The organism is Jatrophihabitans cynanchi (genome assembly GCF_027247405.1).
GTDB classification, from domain to species: Bacteria; Actinomycetota; Actinomycetes; order Mycobacteriales; family Jatrophihabitantaceae; genus Jatrophihabitans_B; species Jatrophihabitans_B cynanchi.
Map to the genome: position 1 here is coordinate 848,339 of NZ_CP097463.1, position 19,769 is coordinate 868,107.

The 19,769-nt window shown below is 70.6% G+C and carries 18 protein-coding genes; 9 read left to right on the top strand and 9 right to left on the bottom strand.

From position 1 onward, the window contains the following. Window positions 1–19: 19 nt before the first annotated feature. From M6B22_RS04120 to M6B22_RS04130, 3 genes are all read right to left on the bottom strand, one after another. The gene (locus M6B22_RS04120; protein WP_269444508.1) at window positions 20–2,197 is read right to left on the bottom strand and encodes a CDP-glycerol glycerophosphotransferase family protein; all 2,178 of its coding nucleotides are present in this window, start codon (window positions 2,195–2,197) and stop codon (window positions 20–22) included. Next, window positions 2,197–3,252, bottom strand: a complete 1,056-nt coding sequence (locus M6B22_RS04125) for a glycosyltransferase family 2 protein (RefSeq protein WP_269444509.1) — start codon at window positions 3,250–3,252, stop codon at window positions 2,197–2,199. Before M6B22_RS04125 ends, M6B22_RS04120 begins: the two co-directional genes overlap by 1 nt. A 180-nt stretch (window positions 3,253–3,432) precedes the next feature. Next, on the bottom strand, window positions 3,433–4,125 hold the full coding sequence (locus M6B22_RS04130) for an endonuclease/exonuclease/phosphatase family protein (protein WP_269444510.1): 693 nt from the start codon (window positions 4,123–4,125) through the stop codon (window positions 3,433–3,435). A 50-nt stretch (window positions 4,126–4,175) separates the two neighbouring features. Here M6B22_RS04130 and M6B22_RS04135 point away from each other — a divergent pair, with 50 nt between their 5' ends. Continuing rightward, window positions 4,176–4,970 (top strand): isocitrate lyase/PEP mutase family protein, encoded by a 795-nt coding sequence (locus M6B22_RS04135; protein ID WP_269444511.1) that lies wholly within the window; start codon window positions 4,176–4,178, stop codon window positions 4,968–4,970. Window positions 4,971–5,054: 84 nt separating this feature from the next. On the opposite strand, the gene M6B22_RS04140 is transcribed toward M6B22_RS04135, so the two are convergent. After that, window positions 5,055–5,681: a COG4315 family predicted lipoprotein gene (locus M6B22_RS04140; protein ID WP_269444512.1), complete on the bottom strand. Its 627-nt coding sequence runs from the start codon at window positions 5,679–5,681 to the stop codon at window positions 5,055–5,057. Between the two features lie 104 nt (window positions 5,682–5,785). Further along, window positions 5,786–6,787 (bottom strand): G1 family glutamic endopeptidase, encoded by a 1,002-nt coding sequence (locus M6B22_RS04145; RefSeq protein ID WP_269444513.1) that lies wholly within the window; start codon window positions 6,785–6,787, stop codon window positions 5,786–5,788. A gap of 132 nt (window positions 6,788–6,919) precedes the next feature. Between M6B22_RS04145 and M6B22_RS04150 the strand changes: the two genes are divergently transcribed. Both M6B22_RS04150 and M6B22_RS04155 read left to right on the top strand, forming a co-directional pair. Beyond that, the gene (locus tag M6B22_RS04150) at window positions 6,920–7,309 is read left to right on the top strand and encodes a type II toxin-antitoxin system VapC family toxin (protein ID WP_269444514.1); all 390 of its coding nucleotides are present in this window, start codon (window positions 6,920–6,922) and stop codon (window positions 7,307–7,309) included. Between the two features lie 23 nt (window positions 7,310–7,332). Then, complete coding sequence (locus M6B22_RS04155; protein WP_269444515.1) at window positions 7,333–8,274, top strand: TIGR03621 family F420-dependent LLM class oxidoreductase; 942 nt, start codon at window positions 7,333–7,335, stop codon at window positions 8,272–8,274. Window positions 8,275–8,298: 24 nt separating this feature from the next. Here the strand turns inward: M6B22_RS04155 and M6B22_RS04160 are convergent, their stop codons facing one another. After that, window positions 8,299–11,883 carry a helicase-related protein gene (locus M6B22_RS04160; protein WP_269444516.1) on the bottom strand — a complete coding sequence of 1,195 codons (3,585 nt, stop codon included), beginning with the start codon at window positions 11,881–11,883 and terminating at the stop codon, window positions 8,299–8,301. Window positions 11,884–11,995: 112 nt separating this feature from the next. Between M6B22_RS04160 and M6B22_RS04165 the strand changes: the two genes are divergently transcribed. The 3 genes from M6B22_RS04165 (at window position 11,996) to M6B22_RS04175 (ending at window position 14,164) form a co-directional block, all read left to right on the top strand. Continuing rightward, on the top strand, window positions 11,996–12,556 hold the full coding sequence (locus tag M6B22_RS04165; protein WP_269444517.1) for an RNA polymerase sigma factor: 561 nt from the start codon (window positions 11,996–11,998) through the stop codon (window positions 12,554–12,556). Beyond that, the gene (locus M6B22_RS04170; protein WP_269444518.1) at window positions 12,553–13,512 is read left to right on the top strand and encodes a CU044_5270 family protein; all 960 of its coding nucleotides are present in this window, start codon (window positions 12,553–12,555) and stop codon (window positions 13,510–13,512) included. Before M6B22_RS04165 ends, M6B22_RS04170 begins: the two co-directional genes overlap by 4 nt. 61 nt (window positions 13,513–13,573) lie before the next feature. Then, a complete protein-coding gene (locus tag M6B22_RS04175; RefSeq protein WP_269444519.1) occupies window positions 13,574–14,164 on the top strand; it encodes a carboxymuconolactone decarboxylase family protein in 591 nt (196 codons plus the stop codon). A gap of 11 nt (window positions 14,165–14,175) precedes the next feature. Here M6B22_RS04175 and M6B22_RS04180 read toward each other — a convergent pair whose 3' ends face one another. Beyond that, window positions 14,176–14,766: a TetR/AcrR family transcriptional regulator gene (locus tag M6B22_RS04180; protein WP_269444520.1), complete on the bottom strand. Its 591-nt coding sequence runs from the start codon at window positions 14,764–14,766 to the stop codon at window positions 14,176–14,178. Between the two features lie 111 nt (window positions 14,767–14,877). On the opposite strand from M6B22_RS04180, the gene M6B22_RS04185 reads away from it, so the two are divergent. Further along, window positions 14,878–15,942: an ABC transporter permease gene (locus M6B22_RS04185; protein WP_269444521.1), complete on the top strand. Its 1,065-nt coding sequence runs from the start codon at window positions 14,878–14,880 to the stop codon at window positions 15,940–15,942. After that, the gene (locus tag M6B22_RS04190; protein ID WP_269444522.1) at window positions 15,905–16,303 is read left to right on the top strand and encodes a DUF3040 domain-containing protein; all 399 of its coding nucleotides are present in this window, start codon (window positions 15,905–15,907) and stop codon (window positions 16,301–16,303) included. The genes M6B22_RS04185 and M6B22_RS04190 overlap by 38 nt, the downstream gene beginning before the upstream one ends. Window positions 16,304–16,336: 33 nt before the next feature. Here the strand turns inward: M6B22_RS04190 and M6B22_RS04195 are convergent, their stop codons facing one another. Continuing rightward, window positions 16,337–16,663, bottom strand: a complete 327-nt coding sequence (locus tag M6B22_RS04195) for a hypothetical protein (protein WP_269444523.1) — start codon at window positions 16,661–16,663, stop codon at window positions 16,337–16,339. Between the two features lie 130 nt (window positions 16,664–16,793). On the opposite strand from M6B22_RS04195, the gene M6B22_RS04200 reads away from it, so the two are divergent. Continuing rightward, the gene (locus M6B22_RS04200; RefSeq protein WP_269444524.1) at window positions 16,794–17,225 is read left to right on the top strand and encodes a VOC family protein; all 432 of its coding nucleotides are present in this window, start codon (window positions 16,794–16,796) and stop codon (window positions 17,223–17,225) included. Window positions 17,226–17,258: 33 nt separating this feature from the next. Here M6B22_RS04200 and M6B22_RS04205 read toward each other — a convergent pair whose 3' ends face one another. Continuing rightward, window positions 17,259–19,403, bottom strand: coding sequence for a DEAD/DEAH box helicase (locus tag M6B22_RS04205; protein WP_407935639.1), 2,145 nt, complete (start codon window positions 19,401–19,403; stop codon window positions 17,259–17,261). Window positions 19,404–19,769: the final 366 nt, after the last annotated feature.

Here is a 19,769-nt window from a genome sequence, read left to right on the forward strand (position 1 = left end):
GCAGGCCGACCGGCGTGGGCTAGCTGCCTTCGATGGCGCGAATCGCGGCGACCGTGCGCGCGCAGCACTGCCCGTCGCGCAGCGGGAACCCGCGCGCGATGCGGTCTGCGTATTCGGGTTCCGCGCCGCCGCGCAACGCGATGGACTCCAGAGCAGCGACAGCGTCGTGCACGGTCTCGGTCACGCGACCGAACCCGTCGTGCTCGTAACTCCAGCTACCCAACCTGCGGAAGTCGCCGAAGAACTCGTCACGATCGAACTGGTAGTAGACGACCGGCCGGCCGATGTAGGCCGCCTCGTTGGCGAGCGAGGAGTAGTCGGTGACGAGGGCGGCCGCACCAGCGATGAGGACTTGCACGTCCACGTGGCCGAACCGCAGCGCCTTCACATGCTCCGGGAACTGGGCACCGTCGAGATAGTCCTGCATGTTCGGGTGTGGGACGAAGGTCAATTGCCAGTCCTGCTCCTCGCACAGCGACCGCAGCGACTCGTCGGCCAGGAACCCGCGCCACGCGCGCGCGTACTCCGAGTCCCAGAAACCGGCGAGCAGCGCGCGGCTGTTACCCAGCGTTCGGCCGCCCAGCAGGCCAGGACGCCAGGTGGGCATCACGAGCAGCCATCGCCGCTCAGCGTGTTGTGCAAGCCGCAGCAGCCTGTCGTGCCGGGCCAGCCCCACCATCTGTACCTCGAGGTCGGTGAACACGTAGGGGCTCTGGTCGCCGACGATCGCCTCGTGTTCGGACGGCGTCGACGTCACGAAGCAGTCGATCGGCTTGCTGTTGAGCCAACGGGACAGGTCGTGCGACAGGACGCCGTGCTGCAGGAAGGTGAACCGCCACCGCGGCCTACCCAGCATGTGCCTGCGAAACGGAAGGCAGACATAATCGTCCGCCTGCGAGGAGATCAGGTGCGCGCAGTTGAGCAGCGCGGTGAAGTAGTCGACCGAGCCGTAGTCGATCAGGCGGAAGCCCTCACGTTCGAGTCGCGGCCAGTCTGGGCTGTCCCGGGCCAGCACGAACCATGCGTTGATGTCCGGCTCCGCAGCCACCAGGTAGCGGTAGAGGTGCTCGGCGTTGTCCTGCGCCGCGACGTCCCGGTCCATCAGCAACCACGCGGCGCGGTACCGCCGGCGTGCCGCGATGCCACGGGCGCGCCAGCGGATTCGCAGGTCGCGGGCGACGATGCGCACGACCGCCCGCTTCTCGCTGAGCGCCGTGCGGTACCGCACGGCGCTCGGACGCACCGCGGGCGAGCGGTGGAGCACGACCTCGCCTGCGCCATCGACGCGAAGCTGGGCAGTGTCCGGGATCCACACGATCCGCTCCGCCAACAGGTGCTTGCCGACGACCAGGACCGCACGGACCTTGTGATGCTCCGCACGCACCAGGTCACCGTCGACGGTCACGCGCTCCTCCGGGCTCTCATCGGCGAAGAAGTAGCTGACGCGGGTCAACCCCCGGGCGGGATCGCGCCGGCGGACCGGCTGGGTGTGTGCGTGGCGCCGGCGGATGCCGATCAACAGCGCCGCACGCGCCTCCTCGGTGGCGTCGGCGCACCTGCAGGCGGCGATCGCCTCGTCGTCGATCTGCTGCACAGCCCGGCCGAGCGCACCATGGAACGCCTCGATCGCCGCAGGTGATAGTGACACGCCGGCGAGCCGCCTGTCCTCACGCAGATAGGCGAACAACTGCCGCAAGCACAGGTTCTGCAACCAGCGTGGCGCTGCACCGCGCTGGCCGCGCGCCTGCTCCAATACGTCGGCGAGCCGCTGCGGTGCTCCTGAATACCTGCCGGCGTCGCTGCGGTCGACGGTGGTGGCTGCAAGACCACGCAGCCGGCCGACCACGACCTTGGGGCGTGGTACTGCCAGGAGATAGCGCGCTGCGAGGAGCGCGGCGGCGAGGTCCGGAGCGAGATCGGGTTCGGGACGAAGGTCGTGCGCGCGCAGCACCCGTCGGCGGAACAGCAGGACGGCGTCGTCGAGCAGGAGTGCGTCCGGTTCACGCTCCAGATCCACGACGTGCCGTCCGCGCCGGCCCGGCCTGAGCACGACCAGGTCGGCGGTCCCGGCCGCCGCGGCCGGCAGCGCCAATCGCTCGGGGGCGGGCAGCGGCGCGTCCCATCTGAAGACGACCCAGTCGCCGGGCGCATCGGCTGCGCTGTCCGCATCGATCACCGAGACCGTGCAGGGCGCCATCAACACGCTCCGCGACGGTAGCCGCGCAGCCGGCGCCGGACCACGTTCAGCAGTTGGGCCACACGGAACAGCCGGTAACCGCCGTGTTCGATCAGCCAGATCTTCAGGCCCAATCGGCCGGCAGGCCAATATCCGGGCGGTCGGTGCCGACGAACAGCGGCCGATGTGGCCTGGAAGAACACACGTCGATCCTCCGGCGTGATCCTGGTGCTGTTCTCGAGCACCGTCGGAAGGTGCCACGCGACTCGGTCGAGCAGCGGACGGCGCCATTGCTCGAGCTCCGGATGGGTGTCGATATATGCAAACACCCGGTCGTACTGGGTGATCAGGTCGAAGTGGGACCGACCACGGGACGCGAGAATGCCAACCCCCTCGCGCCGTTCGTACCGGTAGCACACCCGGCAGATCGTCACCACACTACCGGCGCTCATGAGCACCGGGTAGGTCCACGCCACGTCCTCGTACACGCCGGTCGGAAACCGGAAGTCGTGCGCGATGAGGTACTCGCGCCGGTACGCCTTGTTCCACGCAACCGGGATGATGCGCAGCAGCTTGATGCGCTGTTCGATGGTCAGCGGTCCGGCGTGTGCCAGCAGTTCGTTGGTCTTGGGGTCCGGCACGAGGCGTCCGTCCGGGTAGCTCCATTCGTAGCCGAACATGACCACATCAGGCGTGCCGGCCGCAGCTATCCGATCGGCCACCGCTTGAAGCGCGCCGGGGGTGAGCGTGTCGTCGCTGTCGACGAACAGCAGGTACGGGGCGCGCGCGAGCGCCATGCCTGCGTTGCGGGCCATGCCCAGGCCGGAGTTGGCACGCAGGCTGATCAGCGTGATCCGCGAGTCCCGCTCGGCGTAGCGAAGGGCTTCGGCCAGACTTGTGTCCGTCGATGCGTCGTCGACCAGGACGATTTCGACGTCGGCAAAAGACTGCCCGCAGATCGAATCGAGGCACGCCGCCAGCGATGACGCTGCGTTGAACTCGGGGACGACGACGCTGAGTAGCGGTGCCGTGGCGCCATCAGCGCTTCGATACAGCTCATAGTCGCCGATGCCCATCGCCGAATACTACGAACTATGTAGTAGATAACCGTCGTTCTCTAAACCTGCGCACAGGTCCTCTCAGCGCACCCTTGCGAACAGGTCGCCGCGCGGTTGCCGCCCTTGGCTCGCGCCGCTGGGGCGGAGCAGCCACGCGAAGGGCAGCAGCGCCCCGCGGGCGTTCGGCCGCGCCCGCCGCTACGGCAGCTCGAGTTCGGCGAGCACCGGCAGGTGATCGCTCGCGGCTGCTGCGTCCGGGTGCTCGATCACCCGAGCGGACCGGACGGTGACGCGCGGATCGACGAAGATGCCGTCGAGCGTCTGGTGCGGGTCCGCCGCGGTCGACGTGAACCCACTGACGGTACCTGCGGTGGCGAACGCGTCGGCCCGCGCCGCGGACACGGCCGCCCAGGTCCGCGATCCCGGCCGGTCGTTCAGGTCACCGGCCACCAGCACCGGGACGTCGGCAGGGACATGCGCGGCGATCGCCCGGTCGAGTTCGACGACATGCCGCAGTCGCGGCTCCTCGGCGAGATCGAGGTGCGTCCCGGCGACGGCAAACGTCGCGCCGGCCAGCCGCAGCACTGCGATCGCGGTGCCGCGCTGGTGCATCCTGGCGTCCTTGCTGAACCGCACCGCGGCCGTCGAGACCACGTCCACGCGCAGGTTGCACAGGATCAGGTTGGCTGCCGCCGGGCGTCCGCCACCTACGACGACGAGACCACTGCGGCGGGCCAGCTCCGCGCACAGCGAGCGCCAGCGCAGGAACCGCGGCGCCTCCTGCACACAGACCACGTCGGGTTCGACGGAACTGATCACCCGACCGAGCGCGGCCCGGTCATCGCGCATGGAACGGACGTTGTAGGTGAGCAGGCGCAGCGTGGTCGGCACCGGCCCATCCTGCCCGATCGCTGTCGGTACCCCGTCGTAGCGTGGCCTTCATGTCCGAACGAGCTGATGCCTTCCGCGCCCTGCATGTCCCCGGTACTCCGCTGCTGATGCCCAATCCTTGGGACGTGGGCTCGGCCCTGCTGTTGCAGTCATTGGGCTTCGCCGCCCTGGCCACCACCAGCGGCGGGTTCGCGATGACGCTCGGCCGGCCGGACGGCAGCGTGACCCGTGAGGAGGCGCTCGAGCACGCGCGCGAACTCGTCGCCGCGGTCGACGTCCCCGTATCGGCCGACCTGGAGAACTGCTTCGCCGACGATCCGGCCGGCGTGGCCGCCACCGTCGCCGCGGCAGTCGAGACCGGGCTGGCCGGCTGCTCGGTCGAGGACTGGAGCGGTGACCGGCTGTACCCGCTCGACGAGTCGGCCGACCGCGTCCGTGCCGCGGTCGAGGCCGCGCGCGGGCATCTCGTCCTCACCGCCCGCGCCGAGAATCACCTGCGCGGCCAGGACGATCTGGCCGACACCATTTCCCGGCTGCAGGCCTACCAGCAGGCCGGCGCCGACGTGCTGTACGCGCCCGGCATCACCGACCTGGGCCAGATCCGCTCCCTGGTCGCCGAGCTCGATCGTCCGGTGAACGTGCTCGCCATGTCGGGCGGACCGTCGGTGGCCGAACTCGCCGCGGCAGGCGTGGCGCGCGTTTCGGTGGGCAGCGCGTTCGCGTTCACCGCCATGGGCGCCGTCGTCGAGGCTGCTCGCGAGCTGCAGCAGCAGGGCACCTACGGCTACACCGAGCGGGCGCGAACCGGGTCAACCGTGCTGCGCGCTGCCTTCGCGCCGAGCTAGGTGTCGCGCCGAACTGGCTTTTCGCACCGAACTGGCTTTGGCACCGAACTGGCTTTTCGCACCGAACTGGGTTTTCGCACCGAACTAGTAGGTGTAGCCGCCGCCGGACGAGCCGACTGCCGACGACGCGGGCGCTGACGGGGTCGACGGTGCGGGCGCGGTGCCGGGCGCGGAAGCCACCTGCCAGGTGAAGTCCGTGCCGTCGAAGCTGTCGTGTGCCCCGTCGCCCTTCAGCTGGCCCGCGCCCTGGTCGATCGAGAACGTGTAGAGCGGCTTGCCGTCGAGCGCGACCTGTGCCGTGCCGTCCGGGCGCATGATCGTGCCGAGCATGCCGGCGAGCTGGCCGGGCGCGGTCGGGGTCTGCCCGGCGGCCACGGTCAACGGAACCCAGATGGCGGTGCACGCGCTGCTCTTGCACAGCACCGTGCCGTGCTCTTGCGCGCTCTCGTACAGGGTGCGCCCGTCCGCCGTGGCCAGTACGCCGGAACGGCCGGCCTCGGTCCGAACGGTCACGGTGGTGCCGCTGGATCCGATGGTGCCGCTGGATCCGGTGCTGCCGGAACCGGTGGTGCCGGAACCGGTGGTGGCCATCCCGCCACCACCGGATCCGCTGCTGCTGCAACCGGCGAGGACAAGCGCGCCGAGCGCGCCGAGGAACGCGGCAAGGCGGGCGACGCGGTGCGAATGCCGAGAGGTGATTGCGATACTCATATCCGGGACTACGTACCGGCGGCTGGTTCAGCTCAATGCGCCGTGCAATTGTTGCAATCGGGGCGATCGGTACACATCGAGTGATCCGCCCGGATCGTGCGGCATCAACTCGACTTGCTCCAGTTCACCTTCACCACGCTGTCGTTCTCCTTGGTCGGTTCGGACAGCGACGCACCGCCCGTACCGGTCATCGTGATGAGCGAGGCGCCCGACAGGTTGTCGATGCTCAGGCTGCCGCCGGCGATGCACTCGTCGAAGTAGCACGCGGCGTAGTCGGTCAGGTTGGCGACCGAGCCGTTGACGGTGGGCCGCTCGACGATCCACTCGGCAACGTTGCCGGTCAGCGTCGTGCCGGACGGCGGCGTGATGTCGAACCGCGTCCCGACGCCGGTCGACTGGTTGCTGAAGCTCACGGTCGCGTGGCTCGTCGAGTCGGCGCAGATCAGGCAGTACATGACGTCGCCCGGCGAGACGGGCAGGTTCGAGATCTTGACCTCGCCGGCCGGGAACCACTCCCACCACGCGTACACCTGGGTCGAGGTGAAGATCCAGAACTTGGTGATCTGCGTTTCGGTGCCGGCCTGCAGCACGTCCTTGGAGTTCCAGCCGTCGATGCCGACCCACTCGGATGCGTAGTAGCTGCCGTCGACGCTCGAGTTGGGGCTGGGCACGGTCCACTGGCCGCCGACGAAGCGGTACGGCTTGTTCGCCGGTGCGAACACCGCCGCGCCCGACCAGTTCGTCGAGGTGGCGTTCGAGACGGCAGGTGCGGCGGTGGCGCTACGGCTCGCGCGCTCCAGACGCGCCGGTCCGTGGCTGATGTGTTCGTGGTGCTCGAACTCCGGCGTGATCCAGAGCTTGGTGCGGGTCACGGCGCGCTCCCACAGCTCGCGCGCGCCCGCCTCCTTCTCGGCGTCGGGACGGCGCGGCAGGCGTTGCGCCGCGAGCTGGCGGGCCGTGGCGGTCAGCGGGTCGAAGCCCTCGGGCAACGGCCCGAACCCCCTGATCCGGAAACCCTTCGACGTCAGCGTCTGTGGCACCGGCGCCGTCTGCAGGACATTGCCCTTCGGTCGGGCGCCCGGGTTGCGCGTACTGGTTGTGGCCATGAGTGTTCCCTCCTGGACTGGCGCGGGATTGCTGCCTGTTGCCAGAGGAGCGGCGGATCGGCGCTTCGATACCTCGTTGTCGCCGCCGGTGTCTACGCTGCGGTTCGTCGATCCCGGACGGAGCTGGTGAGCATGACCAAGTACGTGATCGGGCCGGACGTCGCGCTGCGCCTGGCCGGCGAACGGGCCGGGGTGCGCGCCGAACTGGTCGCGCCCACGCTCATCCGCTCGCAGCTGCTGACGCTGCTGTTCCAGGCAGTGCGCCGCGGCGAGCTCACCAAGCAGGCCGCCGACGCGCAGTTGAACTACGTGCGCGGGCTGCGGATGCGCCTGCTCGGTGACCGCGTGCTGCAGGACGTCGCGTGGAAGATCGCGGACCGACTCGGCTGGGATGACACGTACGCGGCGGAGTACGTGGCACTCACCCAACTGCAGGCCGACGCGTTCATCACCCTCGATGAGCGGTTGGCGAACGCCGCGCGGGATGTCGTGACGATCGCGCCGATCGACGCGCTCTACTGACGCCGGACGCCATAATGGCGCGCATGCGTCCGTTCCGGTTCCTGGCCGATGTTCACGAGATCGTCACCGGCCGCGAGCTGGCCGCCCGCGCCCGTCGCGCCGAGCAGCTGGGCTATCACGCGCTGGTGCTGCCCGATCACCTGATCGGTCAGCTGTCCCCCGTGGTGACCATGGCGACGGTCGCAGCGGCAACCTCGACGCTGCGCGTGTCCGCATTCGTGCTGAACAACGATCTGCGCCATCCGGCCGTCCTGGCGCAGGATCTCGCGAGCATCGACGTGCTGTCCGGCGGCCGGCTGGACGTCGCGATCGGGGCCGGGTGGAACAAGCCCGAGTACGACGCGATCGGGCTGCGGTTCGACCCGACGCGGGTGCGGCAGGCGCGGCTGGCCGAGTCGATCACGGTACTCAAGGGGCTGCTGTCGGGCGCGCGGTTCAGCTTCACCGGCGAGCATTACACGATCACCGACTACCCGGCCGAGCCCGTTCCGGTGCAGCGGCCACACCCGCCGTTCTTCATCGGCGGCGGCGGCCGGCGCACGCTGGCTCTGGCCGGGCGCGAGGCGGACACCGTCGGGCTGGCCCCGCGCATCCTGGCTGGCGGCAAGGTCGACGCCGCCTCGCTGACGCTGGCCGCGGCCCGGGAGAAGATCGAGTGGGTGCGCGCGGCCGCCGGTGCGCGCTTCGAGTCGCTGGAGTTCAACATCTACCCCTCGACCTGGCCGGTCACGATCACCGACGACCTGCACGGCGAGGCACGCCGGGTCGTCGACCACCTGCGCTCGCGCACCGGCGTCGAGCTGACCGAGGACGAGGTGATCGATTCGCCGCATGTGTTCATCGGATCGGTCGACCGGCTCGTGGAGAAGTTCTTGCAGCTGCGCGAAGAACTCGGCATCACCTCGATCATGCTCGGCGAGATCGACGAGCTGCTGCCCGTGGTGGAGCGCCTGTCCGGCCGCTGAGCGATCGGGGTGCGACGGCACCGCTCAGGCGGCGCCGTCGCGGTCGGGCTCGAGGTCGTCGACGGCCGCCTCGATCGTGGTGCGGATCAGCGTGAGCCGCCGCTCGGCCGAGGCCAGTTCGTCGGCCCGGTCGAAGCGGTGCTCGCGCAGCGTCTGCCGCGCCCGCTCGGCGGCCCGTTCGGCCGATTCGGCTGCCGCCTCGACCTCGGCGATGCGGTCCTCGACGCGCCGGCGCCAGCGGCGCACGGCGGTGATCACGACACGCTCGGCGGCGGGCACCTCACCGCGGCGCAGTGCGCGAGCGGGCACGGTGAACTCGTCGACCGGGCGGTGCGCCAGCGTTACCCGCACCAGCAGGTCGTCCACCCGCGATACCCGCCATCCCCCGACCGGAACGAGTTCGACGCCGAGCCCGGTCCACGGCGCGCGCTGCGGGGCCGCGGGTGCGGCCGGGTCGGGGTGGCGCACCCGCTGCACGACGGCGGCCACGGCCACGCGGACGCCCACCTCGTTGTCGGTGACCGGGCCTGCCGCCGCCAGCCGCGCCAGGGCCGAACGCAGCATGCGCACCTGCTGGCCCAGGCGGTAACACTCCCGATCGGCGGCCTGAGCCGCCCCGCGCGCCGCCGTCAAAGCCTGCGCGTCGACCGAGCGCAGGATCCGCAGCCGGGCGACCTCGGCGGCGGCCCGGGCCTCCTCGAGCAGCATCGGGTTGCCGGTGGCGAGCGCCTTCACCTCGGCGAAGGTCAACACCGCGTCACCGAGATCGTCCACGATGCGCTCGCCGGCGCCGCCGTGGAGCATGCCGCCGTGCAACTGCGCGATGAACCGCGCCTTGCGCTCGAGCGTCTGCCACATGTAGCCGTCGAAGGTGCCGCGGGTGACGTAACGGATCACGTCGACGACCGGGTTGAGGTTGCCCGGACGCAGGGCGCGCCCCTCGCGCTGCTCGATGTCCGACGGCCGCCACGGTGCGTCGACGTGGTGGACGGCGCGTAGCCGGGGCTGCACGTTGGCACCGGTGCCGAGCGTGTCGGTGGAGCCGAGCAGCACCGATACCTCGCCGGAGCGGCACGCCGCGAACAGCGCGACGCGTTCGGCCGCAGTGGTGGCCTCGTGTACCCAGCGCACCCGCTCAGCGGGCACGCCGCGCGCGACGATGGCGCGCCGCAGCCGTCCGTAGGTCTGCAGACCGTCGACGCGTGGCGTGCCCTGGTCACAGAAGACGATCTGCAGCACGCCCGGCACCTCGCTGCCGGCAAAGCGCGTCTCACCGTGCTCGGCGTGCAGCCGCGCGACGCGTTCGGCGACGGCGGACACTTTGGACGAGTCCTCCGATACGCCGACGAGCCGCGGATCGAGCGCCACTCGACGCCCGTCGCTGCACAGGGCCAGCATGTTGTCCTCACCGGGGACACCGTGCGCCCGGGTGCGCCGGATCTTGTCGGCCCGCAGTTGCAAGCTGGTGACGTACTCGCGCTGCCCGGCCGACGCCTCGCACACGACGGTGTCGTCACGGCGCTCCGGACGATCGAGACCGAGCGCAGTGCCCGGCAACACGTCCGCGGCGTCGGCGAGCATGGTGCGCAGCTCGGGCAGGTTGCGGATGCGCGAGGGGCGCTGCTTGATCCGGAACCCGGCACTGTCCGGCGCGACCTCCACCAGTTCGTCGTACTCGACGAACACCGCGGCCCAGGCGTCGAAGTGCTCGATGCCGGCGGCGGCGAGACGGTCGGGCTGGACGAAGCTCTGCCAGACGAACGTCTCGGCGATCGTGTTCGACCACGGGGTGCCGGTGAACAGCGCCAAACCGGGAAGCGGGCCGCGCCGCTCGCGCAGCAGTTGCGCCTTCAGCAGCAGGTCGGCCGCGCGCTGGGACGAGCCGAGCGAGATGCCTTCACGCCGCGACGTGGTCGGCAGCCGCTTGAAGTAGTGCGCTTCATCGACCAGCAACAGGTCGACGCCGAGCGCCTCGAAGGTGACCGGTGGCGGCGGCGTGGCGGCCGCCCTGGCCAGGCGCGCCTGCAGCCCGGCCAGGCGACGGCGCAGCACCGAACGCCCGTGCCGGCCGCCGCGTCCGCCGCGCAGTTCGGCCTCGGTCTGCGCGACCCGCTCGCCCAGCCAGGCAAGCTCCACCTCCGGCGTCACCGGCAGCGCGCTGAACGTGCCGTGCGAGAGGATCACCGCGTCCCAGTCGCCGGTGGCGCAGCGTGCCGCCAACCGGGTCCGCGAGGCGGCCCCGTCCTCGCCCGCGACGAGGAACCGGCCGAACGGGTACGCCTGCCGGAACTCGCGCGCGGTCTGCTCGACCAGGTGTGCCGGGACGGTGACCAGCGGCTTGCGGGCGAGCCCGAGGCGGCGCGCGGTCATCGCCAGCACCGCCATCGACCTGGTCTTGCCGGCGCCGACCGCGTGCGCGCACAGCGTGGCCGGCGTGGTCAGGGCACGCGCGACGATGTCGCGTTGCCACGCCCACAGGTCGATGCCGTCGGCCAGGCCGGGCAGCGTGAGCCGCGAGCCGTCCGGTCGGCGCGGCCGGTGGCTGGTGAACCGGCGGTTGTACTCGGCGACCAGTCGCTCGGTGCGCGCGGCGTCCTGCCACAGCCAGTCCACGAAGGCGTCCTGCAGCGCGCTCAAGCGGTCCTGCGCGGCGATGCTCTCCTCGACGTTGCGCCGGCTGACGCGCTTGCCCGGCACCGGGCCGGCAACGCGATCGACGACGATCGGGGTGCGCCCGTTCAGCCCGTGCGTCAGCAGGTCGTACGCGCTCATCCGCCCGGTGCTGTACCGGCCGGCCGGCTCCTTGCCCTCGGGGACGATCTTCCAGAACGCTGCGGACGGCAGGTGCCACACCCGCGCCCGGCCACCGAGCACGTCGCGGATGAACGCCTCGACGTCCTCCGCGCCGATCCAGGGCGCGCCGAGCGAGACCGCGATCTCCAGCGGCCCGACTTGCGGCGGCAGGACGGGTTCGAGCAGTTCGACGTTGCGGCGGTAGCGCTCGTCGCCGGCTGCTGCGGCCCGCGCTGCGGTGAGCTTGGTCCGCACGTCGCCGCTGAGATAGTCCTCGACTGCAACGGGGGCGCCACCGCGTTCCGGGTCGGCGACGACGCGATCGCCCAGGGCCGCCTCCGCCGCGGCCGTACCGGACAGCCCCAGCAGGCCGGCGACCCGGTCGAGGTCCAGCCGCCCCTCGCCGCGGCACACCATCAGCGCCTCGTCGGCATTGGCCACCCGGGCGGCGGGCTCGGGGCGGCCGTGCACCCGGCGCAGCAGGATCGGCGCGGGCGCAGCGCTGCCGGTCTGCTGGTCGAACACCTCCAGGGCCATCACCGCGTAGTAGTCGGGGTCCGCGCGGAAGCCGCCGAGGTCCGGGCGCCGCCACCGCAGCGCCGGCTGCCCGCTCTGCGGATCGATCGGGCCCTCGATCAGTTCGCCGCGGTTCAGCGGGCCGAACCGCGTTACGTAGTCGCGGTAGCGCTGCAGGGCAGCGGCCCGCGCCGGCGCGATCGCGGCGTCCTCGACGGTGGCGTCGGACTCGAGCGCGAGCAGCACGCGGGCGGCGCCGCGTAACTCGCGCAGTGCGCCGAGCTCGGACCTCTCCCCCACGCCGAACCATTCTCCACACAGCTCGGACAGGTTCGGCGCGGCGTTCCGGCAGCGCGCGTGTCCTACCAAGTCGGTCGTGAGAAGTCAGGCCGCTCGGCGGACAGTACGAGGTATGTGCACACCGACCCGCGAGACGAAGCTGCGCGCGCTGTTCGAAGAGAACTCGACGCGGGTGCTCGCCTACTCGTACCGGCATGTCGACGCGGGCGCGGCGCAGGATGTTGTGTCCGAGGCGTTCCTGGTGGCGTGGCGGCGAATCGACGAGGTACCGGCAGATGCCCTGCCGTGGCTGCTCGTGGTTGCCCGCAACATCATCGCGAACCGTCGACGAGGGCTGGCACGCCAGCAGCGGCTCACCGACCAACTGGCCGGCTTGGAGCGGGCGAGCACGGCGTCCAGCGGCGCGGACGAGATCGCCCTCGAGCGGCGGTCGATGCTCGCCGCGCTCGCCGACCTGTCGCCCGTCGAACGCGAAGCGCTGTTGCTCACCGGATGGGACGGCTGTCCGTCGTCCCAGGCGTCCCAGGTGGCCGGCTGCTCGCGTAGAGCCTTCGAGCTTCGCTTGCATCGCGCGCGAAACCGCCTACGGCACACCTTCGCCGCCGAGGAGGAGTCGCACTCGTCCCGACGTGTGCCCCAACGCCTAGCCGTCACGAGGGAGACCCTGTCATGACCACTGACCTGGACGAGCGTCTTGCGGACCTGCGCCGGCAGCCGCACTGGCCGGCAGCCGAACGCACAGTCATTCTCGAACAGGTGCTCAGCACCGACCCGACACCGGATCGCGCCGACATCCGCCTCACCAGCTCGCGCACGCCGAGACGGCGCCGCGCGGCCGTGCTCGTCACCGCCGCCGGACTGGCCGCCGCCGCGTGCATCGCTGTTCCCGCCGTGCTGCCGGCGGGAACGCCCGGGTCCGCGGACCAGGCCGCCGCTGTTCAGGCACTGCACCAGCTGGCGCACATCGCCGCGGTCAGCCCGAGCGACCAGCTCGGGCCGCACCAGTACCTGCATCTGGTCGACGTCGAACACCAGCAGGCGCTGGCCGATCAGCCCGCAGTGGAGAGCCGGTTCGAGGACTGGATCCGCGCCGACGGGCAGACCTGGCAGCGACGCATCGAGCGCTCCGGCTCGGGCCCGAACCAGGAAGAGGTGTGGCTGCTGCCGCCCGGTCCGCAGGCCATCGACGGAATGACCGCGCCGCAGTACCTCGACCGATTGCCCACCGACCCGGCGGCGCTCGAGGCGTACGTGCGGGCACACTCGGTCGGCTCCACGTCCGCGGACGAACGGGTCTTCGTCGCAGTCTCTGACATCGTGCGCCGCGGGCTCGCCAAACCGAACCTCCGCTCGGCGGCGATCGATGTCCTTGCGCACCTGGGCCACGTGCGACTGGGCGACGTCACGCGTGACTCGCTCGGCAACCCGGTGCAGTCCTTCGAGTTCGTGGATCCGAGCGGTCGCCCGGGCGACATCCAGGTCCTCATGTTCGACACCCGTACCGCTCAGATCACCGAGGAGCGGGACTACTTCCACGGAAAGCTGCACTTCACCAGGACGGTCCCGGTCTTCGAGGTGGTCAGTTCCGTGCCGGCGGGCATCCGCGATACCGCGATCGCCCAGAAGTAGCGGCAACGCGCCGCCGCCGATCCACTGGCGGCGGCGCGTGCCCTGGGGCGAGACTTGCCGGATGTTCATCGACGCGATCGCGGAGGACGCGGCCACCGGAGCCGTCGCCGAGTACTACCGCCAGCAGCGGGCCGCATGGGGATTCCTGCCGAACTACGCGGGCGCCTTCTCCACCCGGCCGGACGTGGCCCGGGCCTGGAACGCGCTCAACACCGCGATCCGGGACGGCATGGACCGGCGGCGCTTCGAGCTCGCGACCATCGCGGCGGCGCGCGCGCTGCACTCCACGTACTGCACGGCCGCGCATTCGAAGTTCCTGCGCGACGTGTGTGGTGACGAGCAGAGCCTGGCCACGATCGCCCAGGACCCGAGTGGAGCCGCATTGAGTGAGCAGGACCGAGCGGTGTACCGGTTCGCGGCCAAGGTCGCCACGGACGCGGCCTCGATCAGCCAGCAGGACGTCGACGAACTGCGTGATGCCGGCCTGAGCGACGCCGAGGTCGCCGACGTGGTGTTCGCCGTGTCGGCGCGCTCGTTCTTCACGCGGGTGCTGGACGGCCTGGGCGCCCAACTCGACGCGCAGACGGCAGACGCCTTCTCCCCTGCGCTGTTGCAGTCGATGGTGGTGGGACGTCCGCCCGCCGAGGCCTGAGCGGTAGCCCGTCAGCGCTGCCAGAGCGTTCGTACCGTGTCGGAGATGCCCTCGACCGCGCCCGGGCCGAACATGGTGAGCTGCTGGATGAAGCCGGGCACGATTGCCATGACCAGGCCGGCGAGCGCATCCGGGTGCGCCTCCGCGGACAGGTCGCCGCGCTTCTGATGCTCGCGGATGACCTCCGCGACGTCGGCCCGCATCCGGCTCAACGCGACGTCGAACCGCTTCGCGAGCGAGGCGTTGCGAAGCGTCTCGGCCCAGACGATCAGGGCTATCGCGCCGAATTGGTTCTCGGCGTGCTTGTCGCGCACCACGTCCAGGACCTCGCCGAGCGACGCGCCGAGCCCGTCGTCATGCGGACTGGTCGCCAGGGCGCGCAGCAGGGCGACGATGTCGCGCATGTTCTCCTCCGCGATCGCGAGGATCATCTCGTCCTTGCTGGCGAAGTAGCGGTATACGGCGCCCGCGGACAGGCCTGATTCGGCGAACAGGTCCTGCATCGAGGTTTCGTGGAAGCCGTCACGCAGGAAGCAGCGCCTGGCGGCGGCGAGGATCTGCTCGCGGCGCGAGTCCCGGTACTGCTGGCTGACCCTGGGCATCGGCCCACCGTACCCAAGAAAACGAATGCTCGCTTGACATGTGCAGCGGGGCGGCTCATGCTGGTGTCAGACTAAAGCGAACGATCATTTTTTATACAGCCGGAGCCCTCGATGAGAACGCTGACCGCTCACCCGCCGTGGCGGCAGTTGCTGATCGTCTCGATCCTCCTACCGGTGCTGATCACGCTGGCCGTGCTCGCGTTCGCGTGGCCGGCCGGTCGCATCCAGCCGCGCGACGTCCCGGTCGCCATCATCGGGTCGAACGCGGGCAGCCAGACGCTGATCCGGCACCTCACCCTCGCGAGCCCGGGCGGGTTCGACCTGCGCCTGTACGCCGACGACGCGGCCGCCCGCTCCGCGATCGAGAACCGGGACGTGTACGGCGCGTTCGAGGTGCGGCCACAGGGCATCACCGTGTTCGTGGCGAGTGCCGCCAGCCCGGCGGTCGCCAAGCTGTTGACCGGCATCGGGCAGCGGTTCGACCCGTCCGCCTCGCTACGCGACGTCGTGCCGCTCTCGGCGGACGACCCGAACGGCGTGGTGTTCAGTTCCGCCCTGCTGCCGTTGACGATCTGCGGCATCATCGCGGCGGGGGCCGTCGGCGTCCTGGTCAAATTCCGGCCGGCGTGGCGACAGATCCTCGCCCTGTCGGTGGTGTCGGCCGGCGCCGGCCTGGGCGCCTACCTGGTCGCGCAGGCGCTGCTCGGTGCGCTGCCCCAAGAGCATGTGGCGTGCTGGGCAACGCTCGCTCTGACGATGCTGTCGATCAGCGCGGCGACCGCCGGCCTGATCGCTCTCATCGGCGTGCCCGGCCTGGGCCTGGCGGCTGCGCTGATGGTGTTCATCGGCAATCCCTTCTCCGGCGCGACCTCGGCCCCCGAACTGCTGCCCGACGCCGTGAACCACCTCGGACGCTGGTTACCTCCGGGCGCCGGGGCGAATCTGTTGCGCAGCGCCGCCTACTTCCACGGCGACGGCGCCGGCAGTCACCTCAGCGTGCTGCTCGTCTGGACGCTGCTCGGCTTCGCCGCGATCGTCATCGGCCACCACAGTCCGATCCGCTTCGCCGCGTACCCCATCAGCCCCGATGCCGATACCGACCGCCGCGCCGACAACACGTACCGATGGGAGGCAGCCGATGTCGCTGTCGGAGCACGAGCAGCAGATCCTCGCTGAACTCGAACGGGACCTCGACGCGCCCACGCCCAGCGCGGCGTCACGGGTCCGCGCCTGGCACCGGCCGGTCCACTGGTCCTCCCCCGCGGGCCGAACCACGCGGCACACCCTAGGACTCGTCGGCGTCACCCTGCTGGCCCACGGTGTCACCGGCGCCGGCAACCTCGCGGTCGCCGCGGCCGTCTGCGGATACGTCCTGGTCGTCGTCGCCGCGTACGCCGCGGTATGCGCGTGGTACCGACGCCGGCTCGATGCACCGGACCGACGCCGGCGTCCGTTGCGCCGCTGGCTGTTGCGTGTGCTGCCGGGACTGCGCCGGTTCCGACCGGGACCGGGCCTGCGCTATGCGAGGGACACCTGAGCAACGCGACCGACCGGCAGCGCCCGCGGCGGGCTACGTCCTCTTGGCGGTCGGCTGACCGAGCCAAGCCATGACCTCGGCCGAACCCTTCTTGGCGAGCGAGGAGTCCTTGGACTTCAACCACTTGATCATCTTGGTCACGTCGGCCTGGTTCTTCGGGTTGAAGTTCTCGCGGTCGTCACCGATCTGCAGGTGCGTGTTGCTGCCGACGATGTGGACGTGAACGCCCTTCACCTCGCCGACGTAGGTTCCCTTCTCGCCGGTGGTGAATCTCTTGCTCGTGACGTACTTTCCCTGTCCCTGCTTGGTCACCGGCCGTTCGTGGTTGGTGTTCGGCTCGACGCCGCGCATTCGACTCATGATCACTCCGTCCCGAGCATGTTTGGTGATCGCGGAGCCTAGTCCCGCGGCCGCAGATGATCTACCCCCCTGCGTACGTTCGGCGGCGACCCCGGCTGGAACCGGACACGCTGACACGTACTCTGCGGCTATGACGCACGCCGCGCTGCCGCCGTTCCACCTGGCCATCCCCGTCGACGACATCGAAGCGGCCCGCCACTTCTACGGCGAGGTGCTCGGGTTCGGGCGCGGCCGCTCTGCGGAGCGCTGGACCGACTGGAACGTCGAGGGCCACCAGGTCGTCACGCACCAGGTCGAGGGCCATGCCAACCGGGTCGCCGGTACCAACCCGGTCGACGGTCACGACGTGCCGGTTCCGCACTTCGGTCTCGTGCTCAGCGTCGCGCGCTTCCAGGAACTGGCGCAGCAGTTGACCGCGGCCGGAACGGACTTCGTCATCGAGCCCTACGTCCGCTTCGAGGGCGAACCGGGCGAGCAGTGGACGATGTTCTTCCTCGACCCCGCGGGCAACGCCTTGGAGTTCAAGGCCTTCCAGGACCCGTCCCGGTTGTTCGCGGTCTGAACGTCAGGCCGCCGGCAGCGGTGGCCACCGGGGTCAGGAGACCGCCCGCTCCCCCGCAGCGGCGGTCAGCGCGTCTGTCAGCAGCGCGACCAGCGCCTCGTGCTGCACGTCGGCCGACGACCACACCTGCTCGTCCGACCCGTCCAGCGCCCTGGCAGCGAGGCCTGCCTTGCGGTCGATCAGTTCGGCGATCCTGCTGTCGATGGTCTGCGCGGCGATGATGCGCCACGCGGTGACCGGCTCGGTCTGGCCGATGCGGTGGCTGCGGTCGATGGCCTGGGTCTGCTCGGCGTCGGTCCACGACAGCTCGGCCAGCACGATGTTCGAGGCGACCTGCAGGTTGACGCCGACGCCCGCGGCCATCAGGGAGCAGACCGCGATGGCGACGTCCGGATCGTTCACGAAGGCGTCGATGTTCTTCTGCCGCGCCGTCCGCGTCTGTCCGCCGCGGATCGAGGAGAAGCGCATTCCCTGCTTCGCGAAGGCCTCCTCCGCAACGTCCATGACGTCGACGTGCTTGGCGAAGAAGACCACCTTGCCCGCGCTCCGCGCGAGCTGTGCCGCATAGTCGGCGGCCAGGCCCGCCTTCGCCTGGCCGATGCGCCGCATCATGCTGAAGACGTTCTCGCCGGCCTCCGTCGTGCTCGCGTCCTTCTGCTCCCACGCGGCCACCTTGCGCACCAGGTCCTCGTCTATGCCGCTGGTAACGGCGCCGGATCGGCGGTTCGCCAGCGCGGTCTCGTACCGGGCCACCAGCCGGCGGGCCAGGTCGCGCTCCGCCGCCCGGATCGACCGGCCGACCCGCTCGTCGAGCTCGACGGGCAGGTCGGCCGTGCGGCGCGCCGGGATGTCGGCAGCCACGTCGACCTTGCGCCGACGGACGATGCCGAGGTCGATCACGCACTGCCGAGCGGCCGCGTAGAACCCCGGGTCCGCGGGCGTCAGCCCGGTCTCCTCGAGACGGTCCAGTAGTTCGGCCAGCGGCTCGGTCTCGTCGACCCACCCGAGGAACTGCCAGATGGCCCGGAAGTCCTCGATGTCGTTGATCAGCGGGGTGCCGGTGAGGGCCATCAGCAACGGGTGTGCGGTGCGCGATCGGATGCGCCGGGAGAGGTCCAGCACGTGCTGCGACCGTTGCGAGGACCGGTTCTTGATGAAATGCGCCTCGTCGAGGATCATGCCGCGGAAGCCGAACTCGCCGAACCAGCCGACATGGCGATCGAGCACCTCGTAGTTGACGACGACGATGTCGGCGAAACCGTCGACCGTGTCGCCGTTGCCGTTGACCACGGTGACCGACCGGTTCGGTGTCCACATGCCGGCCTCGCGGGCCCAGTTGGTCTTGACGACGCTCGGTACGACCGCCAGCAGCGGATAGGCGTTCACCGCCTCCGCCGAGCGCAACGCCTGCGCGGTCTTGCCCAGGCCGGGCTCGTCGGCGAGAAGGAACGTCCGGTGCCCGGCGGCGGCCGCGGCGACGACCTGCGCCTGATGGGGCATCAGTGCCCGATTACCCGGCATTCGCGTCGAGTCCGGCGCGGGCAGCTGCATGCACGCCGGGGCTCCGCTGTCCGCGCGTTCGAATGAGTTCAGCAGCGGAGTGAGCAGCTCCCACCCGGCCAGTCGCCGCGCACCGCGCGTCCTCGGCCGGACGGAGCTGAAGTCCGGAGCGAGGAAGGGGTTCGCCAGCTGCCGGGCAACGACCGACTGGGGCACGACCTGGCGCTCGGTGGCGGCGGGAGCGGCCGCGAGCTTCGGCGCCGCGATCTCCCCGAAGGCCTCGTCGATACCCAGTGACCGCAACATGTCCCACCTGAGCAACCGCGCCGCGTCGGAGACGACGGCATCCTCGGCGAGCAGCGCGAGCAGAGCAGGATCGCGTACCGCCGTCTTGGCGAGGATCGTCGCGATCCCGTCCAGGCGCTTGAGCTGCTCGACCCGGTGGGCCTGGCTGCTGACCTTCGCCTGGACCCGGGCGTGTTCCTCGCGCACGAGCATCGCGACAACCTGGAACTTCGCACGCACCGCGGGCGTCACGCGGCGTCGCTCGACGGCTGTCTGCACCTCACGCACGGCACGGGCGAGCAGCGAGATGAGGTCCTCGCTGTTGCGGACGTGGTGCTGTCGCCGCGTCGCGGCAGGGCGAGCGTCCGTCCGGCGCCTACCTGATCGAGCCACAAACCCCTCCTGAAAAAGCCCTGCCCGGCGGCCGGGCGGGCCGCCGGCGCACACCCGCGGTCGGGCGAGCGACGTCCGGCCGGACAGCCCCGGGACGCCCGCTCCGCGATCACCGCTCGACACCACGGAGCCGACAGACCGCCCACCGCTGCGCTTCTAGCCGGCACTGGGCAGCACTGGCAGCAACGGGCGGCGCTGGCGGCTGGGCAGCACGGCAACGGACAGCGCGACACCCGCGCGAGGCAGGTCGCCGCAGACCCGGCACCATCGAGTTCAGCACCATCGGACTCAGCACCATTGAGTTCAGCACCGTCGCGGCGTGAAGCGGCGGTACCTGTCCATGTTAGCGCCGGACCGGTCCGGCAC

Excerpts from the sequence above, each read along its gene's own strand:
- M6B22_RS04175 (WP_269444519.1), top strand. The coding sequence starts at position 13,574 with ATGTTCATCGACGCGATCGCGGAGGACGCGGCCACCGGAGCCGTCGCC.
- M6B22_RS04200 (WP_269444524.1), top strand. The coding sequence starts at position 16,794 with ATGACGCACGCCGCGCTGCCGCCGTTCCACCTGGCCATCCCCGTCGAC.
- M6B22_RS04155 (WP_269444515.1), top strand. The coding sequence starts at position 7,333 with ATGCGTCCGTTCCGGTTCCTGGCCGATGTTCACGAGATCGTCACCGGC.
- M6B22_RS04190 (WP_269444522.1), top strand. The coding sequence starts at position 15,905 with ATGTCGCTGTCGGAGCACGAGCAGCAGATCCTCGCTGAACTCGAACGG.
- M6B22_RS04170 (WP_269444518.1), top strand. The coding sequence starts at position 12,553 with ATGACCACTGACCTGGACGAGCGTCTTGCGGACCTGCGCCGGCAGCCG.
- M6B22_RS04180 (WP_269444520.1), bottom strand. The coding sequence starts at position 14,766 with ATGCCCAGGGTCAGCCAGCAGTACCGGGACTCGCGCCGCGAGCAGATC.
- M6B22_RS04135 (WP_269444511.1), top strand. The coding sequence starts at position 4,176 with ATGTCCGAACGAGCTGATGCCTTCCGCGCCCTGCATGTCCCCGGTACT.
- M6B22_RS04165 (WP_269444517.1), top strand. The coding sequence starts at position 11,996 with ATGTGCACACCGACCCGCGAGACGAAGCTGCGCGCGCTGTTCGAAGAG.
- M6B22_RS04195 (WP_269444523.1), bottom strand. The coding sequence starts at position 16,663 with ATGAGTCGAATGCGCGGCGTCGAGCCGAACACCAACCACGAACGGCCG.
- M6B22_RS04125 (WP_269444509.1), bottom strand. The coding sequence starts at position 3,252 with ATGGGCATCGGCGACTATGAGCTGTATCGAAGCGCTGATGGCGCCACG.
- M6B22_RS04140 (WP_269444512.1), bottom strand. The coding sequence starts at position 5,681 with ATGAGTATCGCAATCACCTCTCGGCATTCGCACCGCGTCGCCCGCCTT.
- M6B22_RS04145 (WP_269444513.1), bottom strand. The coding sequence starts at position 6,787 with ATGGCCACAACCAGTACGCGCAACCCGGGCGCCCGACCGAAGGGCAAT.
- M6B22_RS04120 (WP_269444508.1), bottom strand. The coding sequence starts at position 2,197 with ATGGCGCCCTGCACGGTCTCGGTGATCGATGCGGACAGCGCAGCCGAT.
- M6B22_RS04150 (WP_269444514.1), top strand. The coding sequence starts at position 6,920 with ATGACCAAGTACGTGATCGGGCCGGACGTCGCGCTGCGCCTGGCCGGC.
- M6B22_RS04185 (WP_269444521.1), top strand. The coding sequence starts at position 14,878 with ATGAGAACGCTGACCGCTCACCCGCCGTGGCGGCAGTTGCTGATCGTC.